The sequence below is a fragment of the Curtobacterium sp. NPDC086286 genome, assembly GCF_044746255.1.
In the GTDB taxonomy this organism is placed as follows: domain Bacteria; phylum Actinomycetota; class Actinomycetes; order Actinomycetales; family Microbacteriaceae; genus Curtobacterium.
Map to the genome: position 1 here is coordinate 484,200 of NZ_JBIVBW010000001.1, position 20,665 is coordinate 504,864.

The following is a 20,665-nucleotide window of genomic DNA, read 5'->3' on the forward strand; positions in this document are numbered from 1 at the left end:
GTGCACGAGAAGCATCACCCGCCGGTCGGTGACACGGCAACGGTCGTCGCCCGCTCTTGCGGTTCACCGCGAGCGGTCCCCCGTTCGGAGGACAGGGCGTGCGGAGTCCCGCAACCCGCATCCACGGCCCGCACCGACGACGAACGGGAGGCGCGGTGCCAGCTGGCACCGCGCCTCCCGTCCGGTGGTGGGTCGCGTCTCGACTACGTGAGCAGCGCGACCAGGTGCGAACGCGAGCGCGCTCCCACCTTGCGGTAGATCTGCGTCAGCCGCAGCTCCACCGTCCGCTGCGACATGAAGAGCGACGAGGCGATCTCGCGGTTGCGGTACCCCTCCGTCACCTTCTGCACGACGGCGCGCTCCTCCGCGGTGAGCGAGGTGAGCACCGCCGAGGCGTCCGGCGCGCTGCGCGGCGTCCCGGGCATCTGCGCGGACAGCACCGGCGCGGACCGGAGCGACGTCGGCGCGCCGAAGACCGGCATCGCGACCGTCGCGGCCGGGGTGGCCAGCGGACGACGGAGCCCCGCCGCCTCGTACGCCGCCGCAGCGGCCGCACCGAGGCGCGGACGCTCCGTCGGGGTCCCCACGGCAGCGAGTGCCGCGAAGGTCCGAGCACGTTCGAACTGCGAGTCGTGCGGCTGGAACAGCTCCAGTGCACGGCGACGCGCGGTGTCACGGGTGGTGTCGTCCGCGACCAGCGCGAGGCTCCGCGCCAGGACGAGGGCGCCCCAGCGCGACGGGCGGGCGTGGTGGTCCGCCGCGAGCCGTGCGGCGATCGCCCGGGCGTCGTCGATCCGGTCGAGGCGCGAGTACGCCTCCACCAGGTCGCCGAGGTGCCGGAGCACCGCCGGGTTCCGCAGCGAGCGACCGATGGCGTCCGCCGCCTCGAGCGAGGCCGCGGCCTCGTCGAGCCGACCGTCGAGCAGCAGGACCCGACCGCGCAGGGCGTGCAGCTTGGCGGTCGCACCCCACAGACGGTTCGTGGACCGCTGCGCGAGGCACCGGTCGAGGACCTCGAGTGCCTCGGGGGAGCGCCCCTCGGCGAAGTGCCGCCAGGCGAGCGCGATGGCACGGGACGGCTCACGGAGCCGCTCGACCACCGACGATCCGGCTTCCCACACGTCGATCGCGCGGAGCGCCTGCCGGAAGTTCCCGGAGCGCACCTCGTTCTCGGCGGACAGGTAGCGGGCGGCCTCGGTCCAGACCGGCATGGCCTCCTGTCCCCGGGCGAGGACGAGGGCGAACACGCGGCGGGCGCTGCGGTACCGCTCGGCGATGCTCAACGCGTGGGCGAGGAGCAGCAGCGCCGGGTCGGACATGCCCACCAGCGTCGTGGTGGAGAGTCCGTCGTGGAGCGCCGTGTCGGCCGGGAGGGTCCCGTCGACCGCGGCGATGAGCTCGTGCGCGGTCTCCGTGATCTCCAGGGTGTGCTGCGACGCGGACCGCTTGAGCGGCTCGGCCCGGGCGAGGAGGTCCCTGGCGTGGTCGAGCTCCCAGGCCTCGGCCCGGAAGCACGCGACCATCGCGAGGAGCCCACCGAGTGCGTCCGCCTCGGCGGCGTTCTCGGGGTCGACCGGCACGAGGAGCTCGTCCGCGTGCACGGCGTCGCCGCTGAGGTACTGCACCGAGTACGACAGACGGAGCCGACGGGTCTCGTCCGCCGTGGAGCGGAACGGCCGGATCGCGGCGAGGTACCGCGCGGCGAAGCCGAGCAGCCGGTTCGCCAGCAGGGCCTCGGCGACACCGAGGAGCGCAGCGTGCTCGTCCTCGTGCCCCGAACCGATGTGCAGAGCGCGCTCGGTGAGCACGACCGCGGCCTGGGCGTTGCCGTCCACGACGTACGAGCGGGCTGCACGGAGCAGCGCGACCACGTCCGGGACGTCGTCGACGAAGCTGCGGTGCCACGCGGCCGCACGCGGGTCGGACTCGGCGCTCGCCGCGGCGAGTTCCGTGTGCGCGGCCCGTCGGTCCCGTGCCGGCATCCGCCAGTACAGCGCGGAACGGACCAGGGGATCGCGGACCGAGACGGTCTGACCCTTGACGGTCGTGAGTCCGGCGTGTGCCAGGTCGTCGAGCTCGTCGCGGTCCCAACCGGTGGTCTTCGCCACGGGGACGAGGGCCAACCGCGCCAGGACGTCCAGATCGCGTCCTGCTGCGGAACCGAGCACCAGGGCCGCGATGGCCTCGGTGGTCGGGGTCGGTCGGAGCGGCAGCACGAGCGGCTCGGAGCCGTTCAGCTGCTCGCGACTGAGCACGGCGAGCTGCTCGCGCAGTGCGCCGGGGTTGCCACCGGTCTCCTCGGCGAGGACGGCGAGGACACCCTCGTTCGCCTCTTCCGGAGCCATGTCACGGGCGAGCACGAGTGCTTCGTCCGAGGGCAGCGGTTCGATCCGGAGCGTCGGCAGGGCCGCGAGCGGTCCGGCCGGCGGCACGGTACGGACCGTGGCGACGACGCGCAGTGCGGTGCCGGCGAGCCGCGACGCGAGGAACGCGATGAGCTCCTGGCTCTCCACGTCCATCCGGTCGAGGTCGTCGATCAGCACGAGCGTCGGCGGCAGGGTGAGGGCGTGCACGGCGTCGAGGAAGTCGTGCGCCGCCGCCAGCCCCGGCGTCTGCCGGTCGACGGGTGCGCTCCCCTGGAGGAGGTGCGCGATGTGGGCCGTCGCACGGGGATCGTCGAGTGCGGTGAAGAGCGAGGTCACGCCGGCCAGGGGCCAGTGGGACTCACTCCCGTTCACTCCGACGCGTACGACGGGGAGGGAGACGCGGTTGGACACCGCGTCGAGGACGCTGCTGCGTCCGGAACCAGGGTCGCCGACGACGACCATCGCGGACTCACGAGGGAGTACAGCGAGGGTCGCGATCCGGTCGACCTCGAGACGGCGACCGGTGAGTGCCATGACTCACCGGCCTCCGGGCCCGGAAGCGGATGCAACGGAGGAGAGGGACCGGTCGGAGGCACGGCGGGTGACCGCGCGCAGAGCCGGACGTGGGGCACGCAGGGAAGAACGCGTGCCGGAGCTGTCGGAAACGGAATGCGGATGACGAGTGAGGGTGCACTCGGTTCCGCTCGGGAACGATGAAGTCATCGTCTGTATCACCCCTCGGGTTAGGGTCTTCGGACGAAGCACGACCGGTCTGGCATCCCGTTCGGAGCTAGGGACTCCGAAGCGGCACCTGACCTGTCGCCTGAAAGCAAGATAACTCAGGTTCTGGCTCGGATGGCCGGTCTCCGCAATCCGATGTCCACCCGCGGTGTCCCCAGTCCGGGGGGCCACGTGCCCCCCTCGGGGGGCGTTCCGGGATCGGCTGCGGCGATTCGTGGTACGAAACCGGGGTACAGGCGGTGTCCGCCGCAGGGCCGACCCGCGGGGTGGGTTGCCGGTCGAGTGTTCGTGCCGACTCGGAACGACAACGCCGATGTCGTACGACGTCGATGGTGTCGCTTCCGCGCGGCCGCAACGGTTGCGCGCGCGGGACTGCGACGAGGCCGCTGTCGTACGACGTCGACGATGTCGCACCGCGGCGCGTGCAACAGTTGCACGCGCCGGGCGTCCGGGGCCGTCAGCGGCGGATGACCTCGACCACGGCGTCGTGCACGAGTCCGTTCGTCGCGAGGGCGCTGCCGTGCCAGGGGCCGGGATCGCCGTCGAGCGAGGTGAACCGGCCACCGGCCTCCTCGACGATCGGCACGAGCGCCGCCATGTCCCACGGCTTGAGGTCGGGCTCGCCCGCGACGTCGAGGACGCCCTCGGCCACGAGCATGTACGACCACATGTCGCCGTAGGCCCGGGTGCGCCAGACCTGCCGGGAGAGCGTCACGAGGGCGTCCAGGCGGTCGTCGTCGTCCCACTGCTGGATGCTGTTGTAGCTCAGGCTGGCCTCGGCCAGGGAATCGACGCCGGAGACGTGCAGGGGACCGTCGAAGGAGTGCGCGCCGAGCCCCTCGGCCGCCCACCAGCGCTTGCCGAGGGCGGGTGCGCTCACGACGCCGAGAACCGGGCGCCCGTCCACCGCGAGCGCGATGAGGGTGGCCCAGACCGGGACGCCGCGGAGGTAGTTCGCGGTGCCGTCGATGGGGTCGACCACCCACTGGCGGTGGCCCTCGCTGACGGCCTCGGCGCCGGTGTCGGCGGTGGTCTCCTCGCCGAGGAAGGCGTCGTCGGGACGCTCGGCACCGAGCCGTTCGCGGAGCGCTCGTTCGACCGCCTGGTCGGCGTCGGTGACGTGCGTGCTGTCGGCCTTCTTCGACACGTGCAGGTCGGCGGCGCGGAACCGCTCGAGGCTGATCGCGTCGGCGGTGTCGGCGAGGGAGCGGGCGAAGTCCAGGTCGGCGCTGAGGTCCACGGTCGCCAGCGTAGCGGGGGCTACGCCGCCACGACCTCTTCCTCCTCGAGGGCGGTGACCTCGCGCTCGCGGGCGATGCGGGCCCGGTGGGCGACGAGACCGTGCACGACGACGCAGAGCAGCACGGCTGCGGCGAGCCACAGCGCCAGCACGAGCGACGACCGACCGAGCGAGGCGCCCGGGAAGTACTGCAGGTCCTGCGCTGCCTGCAGCCAGGCGGCGCCGCTCCAGAACGTGTTGAGGCCGGCGAAGAACCCCGGCTGGAACGCCGGCTGGAAGATGCCACCGGACGACGTGAAGTTGAGCATCACGAACAGCATCGTGAGGATCGGCGTCGTCCACCGGCCGAGCAGCGGGTGGAGGCCGACCCCGAGCGCGACGATGATCGCGTCGTACATCCAGGCGAACAGGAAGATCTCCCACCGGTTCGTCGTGATGATGCCGTACAGCGGACCGGCGATGAGGATGCCGATGCCCGCGACCACCCCGGCCGTCGCGAGGCCGGTGACGGCGGTCCAGAGCGGTCGCAGCCGGGTGGCGAAGGCGGCCACCGCGATCGCGGACGCGTAGCCACCGACGCTCAGGGCGACGAGCAGGAAGAACAGGCCCTGTCCGGTGGTGTCCTCGTCGCCGGAGGGCACGACGTCCTGCACCGTGAAGGGCAGGTGCGACCGGTAGGCGATCGGCATGAAGATCTTCTGGGCCGCGCTCGCTGTGGTCTCCGACGCCGCGGTCGAGACGTAGAGCGTCGCGCCGGTCGCGGTCGGAGCGTAGACGGCGGCGAGGTCGCGGTCACGGACCTGGCGCTCCGCCTCGGCGGTGGAGGACACGACGTGGGTGACGAGTGCGCCGTCCGACTCGTCCGTGACGGTCTGCGCGAACACCTGGGTCGCCGCACCCTGTCCGACGATGCCGACCGGGAGGTCGTGCGGCGTCGGGGCGTGGAAGGCGCCGAGGTAGGCGAGACCCATGCCGATCGCGAGGAAGAGGGGCACGAGGATGTGCGAGCCGAAGCTCAGCAGGGTGCGAACGAGGCCCTGCGGACGGAGCGTCGACGGGCCATTCGGCTGACGCGGGGCCCTGGAGGCCCGAGACGCGGCGTGCGAGTGGGTGTGGGCGGAGGTGGTGTGCACGTGCGACGTCGTTGTCGTCATGGGGGAGGACGGGGCGTCGACGGCGGGGGTCGGCGCAAAGTTGTACTTTGCAACTTCAGACACGAAGGGCAACTGTACAACGTCGGTGCACACCTGTCGACCCGGGTGCCGCCGCGCACGGTGCGGTGCCGGCGCCGGAGTGTGCGAGCCTCCGCACACCGTGGGAGGGCGCCGGCGTCCCACCGAGCGCGGAACCTCGCACACTGCGCGAGGCGCGAGGCGCGTCGGCGCCCCGCGCTACTCCGTGCCCGGGTCCTCGGCGCCCATGCCGGTCAGCAGCGCGCGGAACGAGTCGAGCCGCTCGACCCCGGTCGACCCGAGCTCGCCGGCCTGCACCCGGTCGACGATCTCCCAGTCGTGCGCCTGGGAGAGGGGGATCCCGTCCACCGGCTCGCGGACGGGCACGGCGTGCGAGGCGAAGGCACGGAACACGTTCGCCGGGTCGACGTGTCCGAGCCCGAACGACCGGACACCCGGGGTGTCGATGATCCACCCGCCGTCCCGCACCTGCAGCGCGATCGACGACGACGAGGTGTGCCGTCCCCGACCGGTCACCGAGTTGACGACCCCGGTGGCCCGGGAGGACCCGGTCAGCGCGTTCACGAGCGTCGACTTCCCGACGCCCGAGTGCCCGACGGTCACGGTCACCTTGTCGTCGAGGACCTCGTGCAGGGCGTCGAACGGCACGTCGTCGGAGCGGCTCGTCACGATGCGCAGGTCGAGGCAGGCGAAGTGCGCGAGGAACTCGGTGGGATCGGCGAGGTCGGTCTTCGTGATGCAGAGGATCGGGTCGAGGCCGGCGTCGAACGCCGCCACGAGGTACCGGTCGATCAGTCGGGTGCGCGGCTCGGGGTCGGCGGCGGCCACGACGATGAGCATCTGGTCGGCGTTCGCCACGATGACGCGCTCGACCTCGTCGGTGTCGTCGGCGCTCCGGCGCAGCAGCGTGGTGCGCTCGGCGACCTTCACGATGCGCGCGAGGGAGCCCGGTTCGCCGGAGACGTCGCCGGCGAGGTGGACCGTGTCGCCGGTGACGACGGACTTCTTCCCCAGCTCGCGGGCCTTCGTGGCCGTGATGACCCGGTCCCCGACGAGCACGCCGAAGCGCCCGCGGTCGACGTTCGTCACCCACCCCGTGGGGGCGTCCTCGTACGTCGGACGGACCTTCGTGCGGGGGCGGTTGCCCTTCGGGTTGGGTCGGACCCGGACGCTCGACTCGTCGTACTGCCCGTACGGCTCGTCCGCGTCGGAGTCGTCACCGTCGACGTCGTCCCACCAGCTCATCGCGTCAGACCCCCATGGCCCCGGTCGCGACCAGGGCCGCCCACAGCTCGGGGAACTGTGGCAGCGTCTTCGCGGTCGAGCCGATGTCGTCGACGGCGACGCCGTCGACGACGAGACCCACGACCGCGCCGGCCGTCGCCATCCGGTGGTCGTCGTACGCGGCCCAGTCGCCGCCGTGGAGCGCGGCAGGCTCGATGCGCAGGCCGTCGTCGAGTTCGTGCACCGCGCCTCCCGAACGGTTGACGTCCGACGCGAGCGCGGCGAGACGGTCCGTCTCGTGCCCACGCAGGTGGCCGATCCCGGTGATCTCGGACGGGCCGTCGGCCAGGGCCGCCAACGCGACCAGGGCAGGCGCGAGCTCGCCGCCGCGGCTGAGGTCGAGTTCGAGACCCGGGAGGGAGGCGCCACCCCGGACCCCGACGCCGCCGTCGAAGACGAGGTCGTCGCCGTCCCGCGTGACGGTCGCGCCCCACAGGGGGAGGAGCCGCTCGAGGTCGGCGCCCACCTGGGTCGTCGCGGTCGGCCAGGTGCGGATGCGGACGGTGCCGCCGGCGACGAGCGCCGCCACGGCGAACGGCGCGGCGTTCGACAGGTCGGGTTCGATGGTGACGTCGCGGGCGGCGATGGGTCCGGGGTGCACGACCCACTCGCCGACCGCGGGCTCGTCCACCCGGACACCGCGGGCACGGAGGGCGGCGACGGTCATCTCGATGTGCGGCATGCTCGGCAGGCGCTCGCCGACGTGCGTGAGGTGCAGGCCCTCGTCGAAGCGCGGGGCGGAGAGCAGGAGCCCGGAGACGAACTGCGACGAGGCGGAGGCGTCGATCGAGAGCGATCCGCCGCGGACCGAGCCGGTGCCGGTGAACGAGAACGGCATCGCGCCGCCGCCGTCGTCGGTGACGTCCACGCCGAGGTCGACGAGCGCCTGGATGATGGCGTGCATCGGCCGCTTGCGGGCGTACGGGTCGCCGTCGACCGTGACCGGCCCGACCGCGAGGGCGGCGAGGGGCGGCAGGAAGCGCATCACGGTGCCGGCGAGTCCGCAGTCCACCCGGACGTCGCCGTGCATCGGCGCCGGTGTGATCCGGAGGTCGGGGCCGTAGGGGTTCGGGGTCGCACCGGGCGCCGGCGGGACCTCGTCGATCCCGACGCCGAGCTGCCGGAGCGCCTCGACCATGAGCGCCGAGTCGCGCGAGTGCAGCGGCAGCCGGATGGTCGACGGACCGTCGGCGAGGGCGGCGAGGACGAGTTCGCGGTTGGTGAGCGACTTCGACCCGGGCAGCGACACGTCGCCGTGCAGCGGACCCCGCGCGAGCGGGGCGATCCAGGGCTCGGTCCGGGACTGGGAATGCGTCGTGACTGCCATCGGTTCACAAGGGTACTGAACGCACCGGGAGGATCAGTGGCGACAGCGACACTCGCACGACCGCGGACGACTCTGCCCGCCGTGCCGACGACGCTCGGGAGCACCGTCGGCCTAGACTCGACGGCGATGACGACCGACGAACCGCACGCAGCACCGCACGACCTGGTCGAGGAGACCGAGGCGCAGCTCGACGCGGTGTCCGAAGAAGCAGCACTGCGCGAGGACGAGGCCGGCGACCGCGAGGACGAGGCCAGCGACCGCGAGGACGAGGCCAGCGACCGCGAGGACGAGGCCAGCGACGACCAGGCCACCGCGGTCGACGTCGTCGACGCGAAGACCGTCTCCGAGGCCGAGCTCCGCTCCCTCTTCGAGGACCAGGCGCTGCCCTTCATGGACCAGCTCTACGGCGCCGCGATGCGGATGACCCGCAACCCGGCCGACGCGTCCGACCTCGTGCAGGAGACCTTCGTCAAGGCCTTCGCCGCGTTCCGCCAGTTCAAGCAGGGCACGAACCTCAAGGCCTGGCTGTACCGCATCCTCACGAACACGTTCATCAACACGTACCGCAAGAACCAGCGCAACCCGTACCAGGGCACGATCGACGAGCTCGAGGACTGGCAGCTCGGCGGCGCGGAGAGCGTGACGCAGTCGATCTCGGCGCGCTCCGCCGAGGCCGACGCCATCGACCACCTGCCGTCCTCCGCCGTGAAGGACGCGCTGCAGGCCATCCCGGAGGACTTCCGGATGGCCGTCTACTTCGCCGATGTCGAGGGGTTCTCCTACCAGGAGATCGCCGACATCATGAAGACCCCCGTGGGGACGGTCATGAGCCGCCTCCACCGTGGCCGCCGGCTCCTCCGCGGGCTCCTGGCCGACCACGCACGTGAGACCGGCATCGTCCCGGACGCAGCGTCGACGGCGACGATGCGCGGACGAGGCCGGAAGGTTGCCGCGGCGTCGAGCCGCGTCGAAGGGAAGGAAGCGCGATGAGCGGCTGCGACTGCTCGAAGGCGAAGGCCGAGCTCGAGGAGTTCCTGCACGGGGAGCTCTGCCGCGAGGACGCGGCGGACATCCGTGAGCACATGGACGACTGCGAGGACTGCACGACCGAGCACCGCGTCGGCGTCGTCCTCATCGAGACGGTCCGTCGTGCGTGCAAGGAGACGGCACCCGAGGAACTCCGTACCGAGATCCTCGCCCGCATCCGCCTGGAGCAGGCCACCCACTGAACGTCCCGGCGGGAACGTCCTGGCAGCCGTCGTCACACGCACGGCGCTGTCGGTAGTGTCGCGGGCATGACCCTCTCCGTCGAGTCGATCACCACCTGGTCCGACACGGACGTCGCCGACGTCGCCGCCCTCGTCCGACTGCTCGGCCACGAGGTCGACGACGCCGCCATGCGCGCCCGCCTCGAACGGCTCACGCCCGAGGCCGGACACCGCACCTGGGTGGTGCGGGACGACGACGGTCGTGCGATCGCGGTCGCCGGCGCGCAGGTCACGTGGGCGTACGCGAGCGACGAGCCGACGGCGCAGCTGCTGCTGATGGTGGTCGACGAGTCGGCCAGGAGGCTCGGCACCGGTTCGGCGCTCATCGGCACGTTCGAAGCATGGGCGGTCGAGCAGGGCGCACGTCGCCTCAGCGCCGTCAGTGCGGCGGCCACGGACAGCGCGCACCGGTTCTACCAGAAGCGCGGGTACCACGACGCCGGGGTGCGCTACACGAAGATCGCGTAGCGCACCCCGGCGTCGGGCGTCAGCCCAGCGCTCGCGTGATGACGTCGGTCGCTTCCTGTGCGGAGCGCTTCGAAGACCCCGTGGCCGGTGCGGCACTCGCCGGACGGGCGGCGACCGACAGCGGCCGACCGTCGAGGTGCGGCGACAGGTTCATGCACACGAACGGCCAGGCGCCCTGGTTCTCCGGCTCTTCCTGCGCCCACACGACGTCGGCGCCCGGGTAACCCGCGAGCACCTGGAGGATCTGCTCGAGGGGGAGCGGGGCGAGCTGCTCGAGCCGGACGAGGGCGACGTCGGTGGCACCGCGCTTGTCGAGCTCGGCACGCAGGTCGTGGTGCACCTTGCCGGAGTGCAGGACCACCCGGCGCACCGCCGACTTGTCGGTCACGCGGTCGTCGTCGAGGACCTCCGAGAAGGTGCCGCTCGTGAACGCGTCCACCGGGCTCGTCGCCTGGCGGAGGCGCAGCATCGCCTTCGGGGAGAACACGATGAGCGGCTTCTGCGGCCGCTCCCACGCCTGGCGTCGCAGCAGGTGGAAGTAGGACGCCGGGGTCGACGGCCGGGCCACCACCATGTTGTCCTCGGCGCAGAGCTGCAGGTACCGCTCGATGCGCGCCGACGAGTGGTCCGGTCCCTGGCCCTCGTAGCCGTGGGGGAGCAGGAGCACGAGGCCCGAGCGCTGTCCCCACTTCTGCTCGGCGGAGGAGATGAACTCGTCGATGACGGTCTGGGCGCCGTTCGCGAAGTCGCCGAACTGCGCCTCCCACAGGACGAGGGCCTCGGGTCGCTCGACCGAGTACCCGTACTCGAACGCCATCGCCGCGTACTCGCTGAGCAGCGAGTCGTAGATGTACAGGCGGGCCTGGTCCTCGGTGAGGTTCGCGAGGGGCAGCCACTCCTGGCCGTTCACACGGTCGTGGAAGACGGCCTGGCGCTGCACGAAGGTGCCACGGCGGGCGTCCTGCCCGGCGAGCCGGACCGGCTTGCCCTCGACGAGGATCGACCCGATGGCCATGAGCTCCGCCATCGCCCAGTCGACGCCGCCGTTGCGGGTCATGTCGGTGCGCTTGGACAGGAGCTGCTGGAGCTTCGGGTGCACCTGGAAGCCCGCGGGCGGGTTGCTGTGCGCGTCGCCGATGGCCCGGACGAGTTCCTCGGACACAGCGGTCTCGTGCACCTCGACCTCGGAGTCGTCGCGCTGCGCTGCCGGTCGCTCGAGACCCTGCACGGCGCCGTCGTCGTCGACCGTGATGACCGGGATCGTGCCGGTCTGCGCCTCGTGCGTCTCGGCGAAGGCGCGTTCCAGGCGGTCCTGGAAGTCGCGGTGCGCCTCGTCGTACTCCTCTTGCGTGATGTCGCCGCGGCCGACGAGGGCCTCGGTGTAGAGGGTGCGGACGGAGCGCTTCGCCTCGATGAGGTTGTACATGAGCGGCTGCGTCATCGACGGGTCGTCGCCCTCGTTGTGTCCGCGGCGGCGGTAGCAGATGAGGTCGATGACGACGTCGCGGTGGAACTCCTCGCGGTAGGCGAAGGCGAGCTCGGCGACGCGGGCGACGGCCTCGGGGTCGTCCCCGTTCACGTGGAAGATCGGCGCCTGGATCGTCTTCGCGACGTCGGTGGAGTACACCGAGCTGCGGGCCGACTCCGGCGGGGTGGTGAACCCGACCTGGTTGTTGATCACGAGGTGCACGGTGCCGCCGGTGCGGTAGCCGCGCAGCTGCGACATCTGCAGGGTCTCGACCACGACGCCCTGACCGGCCATCGCGGCGTCTCCGTGGACCAACACGGGCAGGACGCCGAACGTGCCGGGGGCCTGCCGGTCCTGCTTCGCGCGGACGATGCCCTCGAGCACGCCGTCGACGGCCTCGAGGTGGGACGGGTTCGCGGCGATCGTCACCGGGATGGCGGTGCCGTCGCTGGCGCGGAACACACCCTCGGTGCCGACGTGGTACTTCACGTCACCTGAACCCTGGCCCGAGACGGCGCCGGGGAGCGACGACCCCTCGAACTCGCGGAAGATCTGGCCGTAGGTCTTGCCGGCGATGTTCGTCAGCACGTTGAGCCGGCCGCGGTGGGCCATGCCGATCGCGACTTCTTCGAGGCCGGCGGTCGCCGCGCGCTGGATGAGCGAGTCGAGGAACGCGATCGTGGACTCGCCGCCCTCGAGCGAGAAGCGCTTCTGGCCGACGTACTTCGTCTGCAGGAAGGTCTCGAACGCCTCGGCCTCGTTGAGCTTGCCGAGGACCCGGAGCTGGTCGTCCTTCGACGGCTTCGAGTACGGGACCTCGATGTGGGCCTGCACCCAGCGACGCTGTTCCGGGTCCTGGATGTGCATGTACTCGATGCCGACCGTGCGGCAGTAGGCGTCGCGGAGGATCCCGAGCACGTCGCGCAGCGGGGCGTTCGTCGTGCCGGCGAGCCCACCGGTGACGAACTCGCGGTCGAGGTCCCAGAAGGTCAGCCCGTGGCTCTCGATCTCGAGGTCGGGGTGGGTGCGCTGCCGGTACTCGAGCGGGTCGATGTCCGCCATGAGGTGCCCGCGGACACGGAAGCTGTTGATGAGCTCCTGCACACGCGCCGTCTTGTTCACCCGGTGCGCGAGGTCGACGTTGATGTCGTTCGCCCACTGGATCGGCTTGTACGGGATCCGGAGCGCCGCGAAGATGCCCTCGTAGAAGCCGTGCTCGCCGATGAGCCGCTCGTGCACCTTCTTGAGGTACTCGCCCGACCCCGCACCCTGGATGACACGGTGGTCGTAGGTGCTCGTCAGCGTGATGGTCTTGCCGATGCCGAGTTCGACGAGGGTCTTCGCCGCCGAGCCCTGGAACTGCGCCGGGTACTCGAGGGCACCGGCGCCGATGATGGCACCCTGCCCCTTCGTCAGGCGCGGCACCGAGTGGACCGTGCCGATGCCGCCCGGGTTCGTCAGCGAGATCGTCGTGCCCTGGAAGTCGGCCGGCGTGAGCTTGTTGTCGCGTGCACGCTTGACGAGGTCCTCGTAGGCGGAGAGGAACTGCCCGAACGTGAGGGTCTCGGCGCGCTTGATGCTCGGGACGAGCAGGGAGCGGGAGCCGTCCTTCTTCGGGACGTCGATCGCGATGCCGAGGTTGACGTGCGCGGGAGCGACCACGAAGGGCTTGCCGTCGCGCTCCTCGTAGAAGACGTTCTGACTCGGGAAGTCCTTGAGTGCCTGCACCATCGCCCACCCGATGAGGTGCGTGAACGAGATCTTGCCGCCGCGGGCCCGACGCAGGTGGTTGTTCACGACGATGCGGTTGTCGATCATCAGCTTCGCCGGGATCGTCCGCACGCTCGTCGCGGTCGGGACCGTGAGCGAGGCGTCCATGTTCGAGGCGAGCGTCTTCGCCATGCCCCGGAGCGGGGTCGCCACGTCCTCGTGGGTCTCCTCGTGGTCGTCGGCCTCGTCGTTGGCCTCGGCCGGGATCGGCTGCGGCGTGGGCTGGCGCGACGTGGTCTTCGCCTGGATCGGCCCGGACTTCGCCTCGCCGGGTGCGTCACCGGTCGCGGGCTGCTGGGTCGTGGACTGCTGCTGCTCGGAGGCGGCCGGAGCAGCGGGGGCGGAGGGGGACGGAGCCGGTGCGGACGCGTCGCCACCCTGGGTGCGGTGGTAGCTCTCGAGGACCGGCCACCAGGACTTGTCGACGGACTCCTTGTCGGCGACGAACTGCTCGTAGAGCTCGTCGACGAGCCACTCGTTCGCCCCGAATTCGCCCGCGGTCTCGTCCGTTCCGGTCAGATGGCTCGACACAGCCGATCGCCCACTCTCCGTCGATAGATGCTCGTGTGTGTCGTGCGTGGCAACCCTGCCTCGCACAGGTCCCAAGCCTAGCCGCTCGCAGATGACCGTTCGGTGTCAGGCGGAGGCGGGTCGCGCCTCCCGACCGGGTGTCGCGCGTGTCGCACCGGAGGCGTGCCGAGCCGCCCAGACCGGCCACCCTGGGGAGCCGTACAGTGGGGCCCATGAGGTTCTACGAGACGCGGCCGACACACGACCTGACCTACTCCGACGTCTTCCTCGTCCCCAGCCGGTCGGCGGTGACGAGCCGGTTCGACGTGGACCTCTCGGCGAACGACGGGTCCGGTGCGACCATCCCGATCGTCAGCGCCAACATGAACTCGGTCACCGGGCCGCGCCTCGCCGCCACGCTCGCCCGACGCGGCGGCCTGGGCGTGCTGCCGCAGGACATGCACCTGCAGGACCTCGACGCCGCGATCCGCTGGGTCAAGGACCAGCCGGTCGACTTCGACACCGCCTACGACATGGGCGCGCACACCACGGTCGCCGAGGCCCTCGAGCAGCTCCTGCCCGTCGCCGGACGGGGCGTGGTCGTCCGCGACGCCGCCGGCGAGTACCTCGGCTGCGTCCCCGCCGGGCGCCTCGGCGACGCGGGTCCCGACGCCACGCTCGGCGACCTGCTGCACGGCGCCTCCACCGCGATCGACGCCGAGGACGCCGGCACGCCCCGGCACGTGTACGACGTGCTGACCGCGGCCGAGGTCGACTTCGCGCCGGTCATGCGGCACGGCAAGGTCGTCGGCACGGTCAGCCAGACCAGTGCGATCCGCTCGGACATCTACCGGCCCGCCGTCGACGCGTCCGGACGCCTGCGGGTCGCCGCCGCGATCGGCATCAACGGCGACGTCGCCGCGAAGGCGCAGGCGCTCGCGGCCGCCGGCGTCGACGTGCTCGTCCTCGACACCGCGCACGGCCACCAGGAGGGCATGCTCCGCGCCCTCCGCACCGTCGCCGCCCTCGGCCTCGACATCCCGCTGGTCGCAGGCAACGTCGTCACCGCCGACGCGGTCGCCCACCTCGTCGAGGCCGGTGCGACCATCATCAAGGTCGGCGTCGGACCCGGCGCCATGTGCACCACGCGCATGATGACCGCCGTCGGTCGCCCGCAGTTCTCCGCCGTGCTCGAGACCGCCGCCGCGGCCCGGTCGCTCGGCGCGCACGTGTGGGCCGACGGCGGCGTCCGGTACCCGCGCGACGTGGCGCTCGCCCTCGCCGCCGGTGCGTCCGCCGTGATGATCGGCTCGTGGTTCGCGGGCACGCTCGAGGCGCCCGGAGTCCTCCGGCGCGACGCCGCGGGCAAGGCGTACAAGGAGAGCTGGGGCATGGCCAGTGCCAAGGCCGTCCGGGAGCGCTTCGAGCGCCTCGACCCCTACGAGCGGGCCCGCAAGGCGCTCTTCGCCGAGGGGATCTCGTCGTCGACGATCTACCTCGACCCGGAGCGGCCGAGCGTCGAGGACCTGCTCGACATGATCACCACCGGTGTCCGCAGCTCGGCGACGTACGCGGGGGCGTCGTCCCTCGCGGAGTTCTCCGAGCGGGCGCTCGTCGGCATCCAGTCGGCCGCCGGCTACGAGGAGGGCAAGCCGCTCCCCGTCAGCTGGTAGCGCAGCGCCCGCCCCGCCGCGGCGTCGCGCCGCGCGCGGGGGCGGCGAGACTCGGCGCCGCGGACAGTTTCGTGGCACACAGGCCGCGAAACTGTCCGCCCAGCCGAGTCTCGGGTGGCGACCACGGGCGGACGGGAGGCGCGGTGCCGGCTGGCACCGCGCCTCCTGTCTGCAGGTGCGCGCGTCTACCGCCGGCGGGTCGCGTCCTCGACGGTGCCCACGAGCTCCTCGAGGATGTCCTCGAGGAAGAGCACACCGAGCGTCCGGCCCTCGGCGTCGAACGCCCGCGCCACGTGACGACCGGCGGCGCGCATGGTCGCCAGGGCGTCCTCGAGGTCCATCTCCGTGTACAGCGAGATGAGCTGCCGGATCCGCTTCGGCGGCACCGGGTCGTCGTACTCGTCCGGTCGGAGGTCGATGACGTCCTTCACGTGCACGTAGCCCGTGGGGGAGCCGTCCTCGGCCACGAGCACGTACCGCGAGAACCCGCGCTGGGCCACGGCCCGCTCGACGTCACCCGGGGTGGCGTCCTCGGGGAGGGTGACGAGCTCGGCCATCGGCACGGCGACGTCCTTGACCTTCTTCTCGGTGAACTCGAACGCCAGGGCGAGCTTGCCGTCGTCGGTGAGGGTGCCCTCGCGGCGGGACTGCTCGACGATGGTCTGGACCTCCTCGACGGTGAACGCGCTCACGGCTTCGTCCTTCGGCTCGACCCGGAAGAGCCGGAGCACGGCGTTCGCGACCTCGTTCAGGCCGACGACCACCCAGTGCAGGCCGTGGCCGAGGTACCAGAGCGTCGGCACGAGGAGGAGCGCCGCACGGTCGGGCATCGAGAACGAGATGTTCTTCGGGACCATCTCGCCGAACACCACGTGCAGGAACGACACGAGCAGCAGCGTGAACACGAACGCCACGACGCCGATGACCTCGACGCTCCAGCCCGTGAGGTGCAGCGGGACCTCGAGCAGGTGGTGGATCGCCGGCTCGGAGACGTTGAGGATGAGCAGCGAGCACACCGTGATGCCGAGCTGGGTGGTGGCGAGCATGCGGGTGGCGTGCTCCATCGCCCAGAGCGTCATCTGTGCGGCGCGCGAGCCCTCTTCCGCGCGCGGCTCGATCTGGGAGCGGCGTGCGGAGATGACGGCGAACTCGGCCGCGACGAAGTAGGCGTTGCCCATCAGGAGGACGACGAGCCAGAAGATGCCCCACCAGTCGGAGCTCATCGGGTGCCGCCCTTCGCAGTGGCCTTCGAGGCCGTGGCCTTCGTGGCCGGGATGATGATGCCGGTCGCCGGGGTCTCCGGCGGCGTGGGCGTCCAGCGGATCCGGTCGATGCGGCGCCCGTCGAGGCGTTCGACGCGGAACACGCCGTCCTCGAGCGGCACCTCGTCACCGACGGCCGGGAGCCGCCCGAGGGTAGACATGATGAACCCGCCGACGGTCTCGTACGGGCCGTCCTCGGGGACCTTCACACCAGCGCGGTCCTCGAGCTCGTCCGGGCGGAGGAGCCCCGGGAACGTCAGCCAGTTGCGCGACCGGACGACGTCGATCCGTGCACGGTCGTGCTCGTCGGACACCTCGCCGACGATCTCCTCGATGAGGTCCTCGAGCGTCACGACCCCCGCGGTGCCGCCGTACTCGTCGACGACGATCACCATCTGGTAGCCGCGACCGCGGACCTCGGCGAGCAGCGTGTCGCCGGGCATGGTCTCGGGGACGCGCTCGGCGTCGGTCATGAGGGCGCCGACGGGGACCTCGGGGCGCTTCTCGCGGGGCACGGCGACGGCCTGCTTCACGTGCACGATGCCGACGACGTCGTCCGCGTCCTCCTCGATGACGGGGAAGCGGCTGAACCCGGTCTTCCGGGCGAGCGCGATGACGTCGTCGGCGGACTCGGACACGCGGATCGTGGAGAGCCGGGGGCGCGGGGTCATCACGTCGCTGGCGCTCAGTTCGGAGAACGAGATCGTCCGTTCGAGCAGCGTCGCGGTGTCCTGTTCGAGGGAGCCCTCGGACGCGGACCGACGCAGCAGCGAGGTGAGCTCCTCGGCGCTGCGCGCACCGGACAGTTCCTCTTGCGGCTCGATGCCCATCGCCCGGAGCACGGCGTTGGCGGTGCCGTTCAGCACCGCGACGGCCGGCTTGAACACCGTGGTGAACGCGATCTGCAGCGGCACGACGAGCTTCGCGGTCTGCAGGGGGAGCGCGAGCGCGAAGTTCTTCGGCACGAGCTCGCCGAGGATCATCGACAGCAGGGTCGCGATGACGAGCGCCACGATCGAGCCGACGGTCTCGACGATCGCCTCGGGCAGCCGCATCGCGAGGAACGGCGCTTCGAGCAGCTTCGCGATCGACGGCTCGAGCAGGTAGCCGGTGAGCAGGGTCGTCAGCGTGATGCCGAGCTGCGCGCTGGAGAGGTGCGTCGAGGTGACCTTCAACGCACCGATGACGGGTGCGAGGCCGGTCTCACCGCGGTCTCGCCGGGCCTCGACGTCGGCGCGGTCGAGGTTGACCAGCGCGAACTCGGACGCGACGAAGACACCGGTGCCGAGTGTCAGCAGGATGCCGCCGATCAGCATGACGATGTCGATCGGACTCATGATTCACCTCCCGCAGGGCGCGAGGCAGTGCAGCTCACCGAGTGAGCGGCGGATGAGTGAGGCGAAGAACTGTTCGGGGGATCGTCCACAGTGAGGCAATCGTACTGCCTGGCACGCTGCCAAGCCGAGAGAACGTACAGAACGGCCTACGCCGTCACACGCGCGCGGTGGTACTGCTGCGGCTCGTAGTCCACGGAGACGCCGAGCTCGACGGCGGCGCGGAGCGGGAAGCCCGGGTCGCGCAGGAACTCGCGGCCCACCATGACGACGTCCGCCTGGCCGGTCGCCACGATCTGCTCGGCCTGGAACGCCTCCGAGATCATGCCGACCGCGATCGTGCCGATGCCGGCGTCGCGCTTGATCGCGTCGGCGAAGGGCACCTGGTAACCCGGGCCGACCGGGATCGGGGCGCTCGCGACGTTGCCACCGGTCGAGACGTCGGCGAGGTCGGCACCGTGCTCGGCGGCCCAGCGCGCGACCTGCGTGGTCTCCTCGAGCGTCAGGCCGCCTTCGACCCAGTCGGTCGCCGAGAAGCGGACGACGACCGGGAAGCCCGCGCCGACCTCTGCACGGACGGCGTCCAGTACCTCGAGCAGGGCGCGGGCGCGGTTCTCGAGTGAGCCGCCGTACGAGTCGGTCCGGTGGTTGCTCAACGGCGACAGGAACTGGTGCAGCAGGTAGCCGTGCGCGGCGTGGATCTCGACGAGGTCGAAGCCGGCCTCGACCGAGCGTCGAGCGGCAGCGGCGAACGCCAGGGCCACCACGCGGATGTCCTCGGTGGCGAGCTCGCGCGGCTCGGCGTACCCGTCGAAGGCGACCGCGGACGGTGCCACGGTGTTCCAGCCGCCCTGGTCCGCCGGCACGGAGCCGTGCGTCGACTCCCACGGGCGGAACGTCGACGCCTTGCGGCCGGCGTGCGCGAGCTGGACGCCCGCGGCGGCGCCCTGCGAGTGGATGAAGTCGACGATCGGGCGGAACGCGTCGCGCTGCTCGTCGTTCCACAGCCCGAGGTCCTGCGGGCTGATCCGCCCCTCCGGCACGACGCCCGTGGCCTCGACCACGACCGCGCCGGCACCGCCCTTGGCGAAGCCGCCGAGGTGCACGAGGTGCCACGGCGTCGGCACGCCGTCCTGCGCCTCGACCGAGTACTGGCACATCGGGGAGACCCAGATGCGGTTGCGGACGGTCAGGTCGCGGATGGTGATCGGTTCGAACAGGGCGTGCGTCACGCGGGCTCCTTCTCGGCGGTCGCCCCGGTCGCGAGCTCCTGCAGGAACGCGCGGAGTCCGGCGGGCGACGTGTAGTGGTGGCCGACCGCCCCGATCGCTTCCGCGCCGGCGGCGTTCTCGGCCCTGTTGTCGACGAACACCATCTGCGCGGTGTCGATTCCCAGGCGCGCGCACGTGTCCAGGTAGATCGAGGCGTCCGGCTTCAGGACGTGCTCCTCGGCGCTCACCACGACGGTCTCGAACAGGGAGCCCATCGGGGACCGGCGGTACGGGTCACCGAAGTCGAACCCGGCGTTCGACAGCAGGGCGACCCGGGTGCCGGCGTCGTGCAGCTCCTCGACGATCGCGAGGGTCTCCGGCTCGACCTCGAACCAGCCGGTGAAGTCGATCGCCCAGAACCGGTGGATGTCGGTGATGCGCCACGTCCGGCCGGTGCGCTCGGCGATCGACCGCCAGTAGTCCACGACGGAGAGGTCGCCGCGGTCCAGGTCGTGCCGGAGCTCCTGGTAGACGGGGAAGAGCTCGTCCGCCGGCACCCCGGTCGCCGCGACGAGGGCGTCCCGCGACGCGTGCGGCGTCCGGCTGATCACCTCGCCGTAGTCGAAGACCACCACACGACCGGGCAGGAACAGGCTCATGCGCTCCACCGTAACGTGGCGTCTCGTGAACGACTTCGTCCCCTTCGCCCCGACCGACGCCGCCGCCTGGACCACCGCCCCGCACGGCGACTCCACCAAGTACCGGCGGGGTGTCCTCGGCGTCGCGACCGGCTCCGACCAGTACCCGGGTGCCGCCGTGCTGGGCGTCGACGCCGCCGTGCACACCGGCGTCGGGATGGTCCGGTACGCCGGACCGTCCCGCGCGTCGGACCACGTGCTCGCGCGGCGTCCCGAGGTCGTCGCCGGGGTCGGACGGGTGCAGGCGTGGCTCGTCGGCTCCGGGATCTCGGCGGGCTCGCTCGACGACCTGGACGACGTGACGGCGGAGGGGTTCCGGCACGCCTCGGACGACGGGGTCCCCGTGGTGGTCGACGCCGGGGCGATCCCGCTCGTCGAGCTGGGGCCCCTCGCGGTGCTGACGCCGCACGCGGGGGAGCTCGCCAACGTCCTGCACGAGTCGCGGGAGGCCATCGAGCAGGACCCGGCCGCGGCCGCGCTCCGTGCCGCCGCGCAGACCGGGAGCGTCGTGCTCCTGAAGGGGTCCGCCACGCACGTCGCGACACCCGACGGGTCGGTGCGGCTCGTGGCCTCGTCGGCGACACCGTGGCTCGCGGCCGCCGGTGCCGGTGACGTCCTCGGCGGGGTGCTCGGGGCGCTCGTGGCGGCTCGGCAGGGTGCGGCGGAGGCGTCCGGGTCGTCGCTGTCGCCGTCCGACCTGGCGCACCTGGCCGCCTCGGCTGCGGTGGTGCACGGGATCGCGGCGCGACGGGCGTCCGGGGGTGGGCCGTTCACCATGGCGGCACTGGTCGAGCAGCTGGCGGGCGTGGTGCGCGACCTCGTCGTCGAGGGCGACGCGCGGGGGTAGCCGCG

Annotated in this window: 15 protein-coding genes; 5 read left to right on the top strand and 10 right to left on the bottom strand. The window is 71.8% G+C overall.

Annotated features, from left to right (window positions below; translation table 11 throughout):
• Positions 1–203: 203 nt before the first annotated feature.
• The 5 genes from ACIPKM_RS02360 to aroA form a co-directional block, all read right to left on the bottom strand.
• The gene (locus tag ACIPKM_RS02360; RefSeq protein WP_071296174.1) at positions 204–2,900 is read right to left on the bottom strand and encodes a LuxR family transcriptional regulator; all 2,697 of its coding nucleotides are present in this window, start codon (positions 2,898–2,900) and stop codon (positions 204–206) included.
• Positions 2,901–3,564: 664 nt separating this feature from the next.
• Positions 3,565–4,347, bottom strand: coding sequence for an inositol monophosphatase family protein (locus ACIPKM_RS02365; RefSeq protein ID WP_083403456.1), 783 nt, complete (start codon positions 4,345–4,347; stop codon positions 3,565–3,567).
• A 20-nt stretch (positions 4,348–4,367) separates the two neighbouring features.
• Positions 4,368–5,480 (bottom strand): hypothetical protein, encoded by a 1,113-nt coding sequence (locus ACIPKM_RS02370; protein WP_402736089.1) that lies wholly within the window; start codon positions 5,478–5,480, stop codon positions 4,368–4,370.
• Between the two features lie 258 nt (positions 5,481–5,738).
• Complete coding sequence (gene rsgA / locus ACIPKM_RS02375; RefSeq protein WP_071296175.1) at positions 5,739–6,785, bottom strand: ribosome small subunit-dependent GTPase A; 1,047 nt, start codon at positions 6,783–6,785, stop codon at positions 5,739–5,741.
• Positions 6,786–6,789: 4 nt separating this feature from the next.
• Positions 6,790–8,151: a 3-phosphoshikimate 1-carboxyvinyltransferase gene (gene aroA, locus ACIPKM_RS02380; RefSeq protein WP_071296176.1), complete on the bottom strand. Its 1,362-nt coding sequence runs from the start codon at positions 8,149–8,151 to the stop codon at positions 6,790–6,792.
• Positions 8,152–8,277: 126 nt separating this feature from the next.
• Here aroA and ACIPKM_RS02385 point away from each other — a divergent pair, with 126 nt between their 5' ends.
• The 3 genes from ACIPKM_RS02385 (at position 8,278) to ACIPKM_RS02395 (ending at position 9,887) form a co-directional block, all read left to right on the top strand.
• Positions 8,278–9,141, top strand: a complete 864-nt coding sequence (locus ACIPKM_RS02385; protein ID WP_071296341.1) for a sigma-70 family RNA polymerase sigma factor — start codon at positions 8,278–8,280, stop codon at positions 9,139–9,141.
• Entirely contained in the window at positions 9,138–9,380 is a 243-nt protein-coding gene (locus ACIPKM_RS02390) for a zf-HC2 domain-containing protein (RefSeq protein WP_070416370.1), read from the top strand. The genes ACIPKM_RS02385 and ACIPKM_RS02390 overlap by 4 nt, the downstream gene beginning before the upstream one ends.
• Positions 9,381–9,446: 66 nt before the next feature.
• The gene (locus tag ACIPKM_RS02395) at positions 9,447–9,887 is read left to right on the top strand and encodes a GNAT family N-acetyltransferase (RefSeq protein ID WP_070416369.1); all 441 of its coding nucleotides are present in this window, start codon (positions 9,447–9,449) and stop codon (positions 9,885–9,887) included.
• Positions 9,888–9,906: 19 nt separating this feature from the next.
• Here ACIPKM_RS02395 and ACIPKM_RS02400 read toward each other — a convergent pair whose 3' ends face one another.
• The gene (locus ACIPKM_RS02400; RefSeq protein ID WP_175475879.1) at positions 9,907–13,656 is read right to left on the bottom strand and encodes a multifunctional oxoglutarate decarboxylase/oxoglutarate dehydrogenase thiamine pyrophosphate-binding subunit/dihydrolipoyllysine-residue succinyltransferase subunit; all 3,750 of its coding nucleotides are present in this window, start codon (positions 13,654–13,656) and stop codon (positions 9,907–9,909) included.
• 212 nt (positions 13,657–13,868) lie between these two features.
• On the opposite strand from ACIPKM_RS02400, the gene ACIPKM_RS02405 reads away from it, so the two are divergent.
• Positions 13,869–15,308: a GuaB1 family IMP dehydrogenase-related protein gene (locus ACIPKM_RS02405; RefSeq protein ID WP_070416368.1), complete on the top strand. Its 1,440-nt coding sequence runs from the start codon at positions 13,869–13,871 to the stop codon at positions 15,306–15,308.
• A gap of 185 nt (positions 15,309–15,493) precedes the next feature.
• Here ACIPKM_RS02405 and ACIPKM_RS02410 read toward each other — a convergent pair whose 3' ends face one another.
• From ACIPKM_RS02410 to ACIPKM_RS02425, 4 genes are all read right to left on the bottom strand, one after another.
• Entirely contained in the window at positions 15,494–16,531 is a 1,038-nt protein-coding gene (locus ACIPKM_RS02410) for a hemolysin family protein (RefSeq protein WP_402736090.1), read from the bottom strand.
• Positions 16,528–17,907, bottom strand: a complete 1,380-nt coding sequence (locus ACIPKM_RS02415; protein ID WP_071296177.1) for a hemolysin family protein — start codon at positions 17,905–17,907, stop codon at positions 16,528–16,530. The genes ACIPKM_RS02410 and ACIPKM_RS02415 overlap by 4 nt, the downstream gene beginning before the upstream one ends.
• Positions 17,908–18,053: 146 nt before the next feature.
• Entirely contained in the window at positions 18,054–19,136 is a 1,083-nt protein-coding gene (locus tag ACIPKM_RS02420; protein WP_070416365.1) for an NADH:flavin oxidoreductase/NADH oxidase, read from the bottom strand.
• Positions 19,133–19,774: an HAD family phosphatase gene (locus ACIPKM_RS02425; protein ID WP_071296342.1), complete on the bottom strand. Its 642-nt coding sequence runs from the start codon at positions 19,772–19,774 to the stop codon at positions 19,133–19,135. The genes ACIPKM_RS02420 and ACIPKM_RS02425 overlap by 4 nt, the downstream gene beginning before the upstream one ends.
• On the opposite strand from ACIPKM_RS02425, the gene ACIPKM_RS02430 reads away from it, so the two are divergent.
• Positions 19,773–20,660 carry an ADP/ATP-dependent (S)-NAD(P)H-hydrate dehydratase gene (locus tag ACIPKM_RS02430; RefSeq protein ID WP_139201994.1) on the top strand — a complete coding sequence of 296 codons (888 nt, stop codon included), beginning with the start codon at positions 19,773–19,775 and terminating at the stop codon, positions 20,658–20,660. The genes ACIPKM_RS02425 and ACIPKM_RS02430 overlap by 2 nt on opposite strands.
• Positions 20,661–20,665 lie beyond the last annotated feature (5 nt).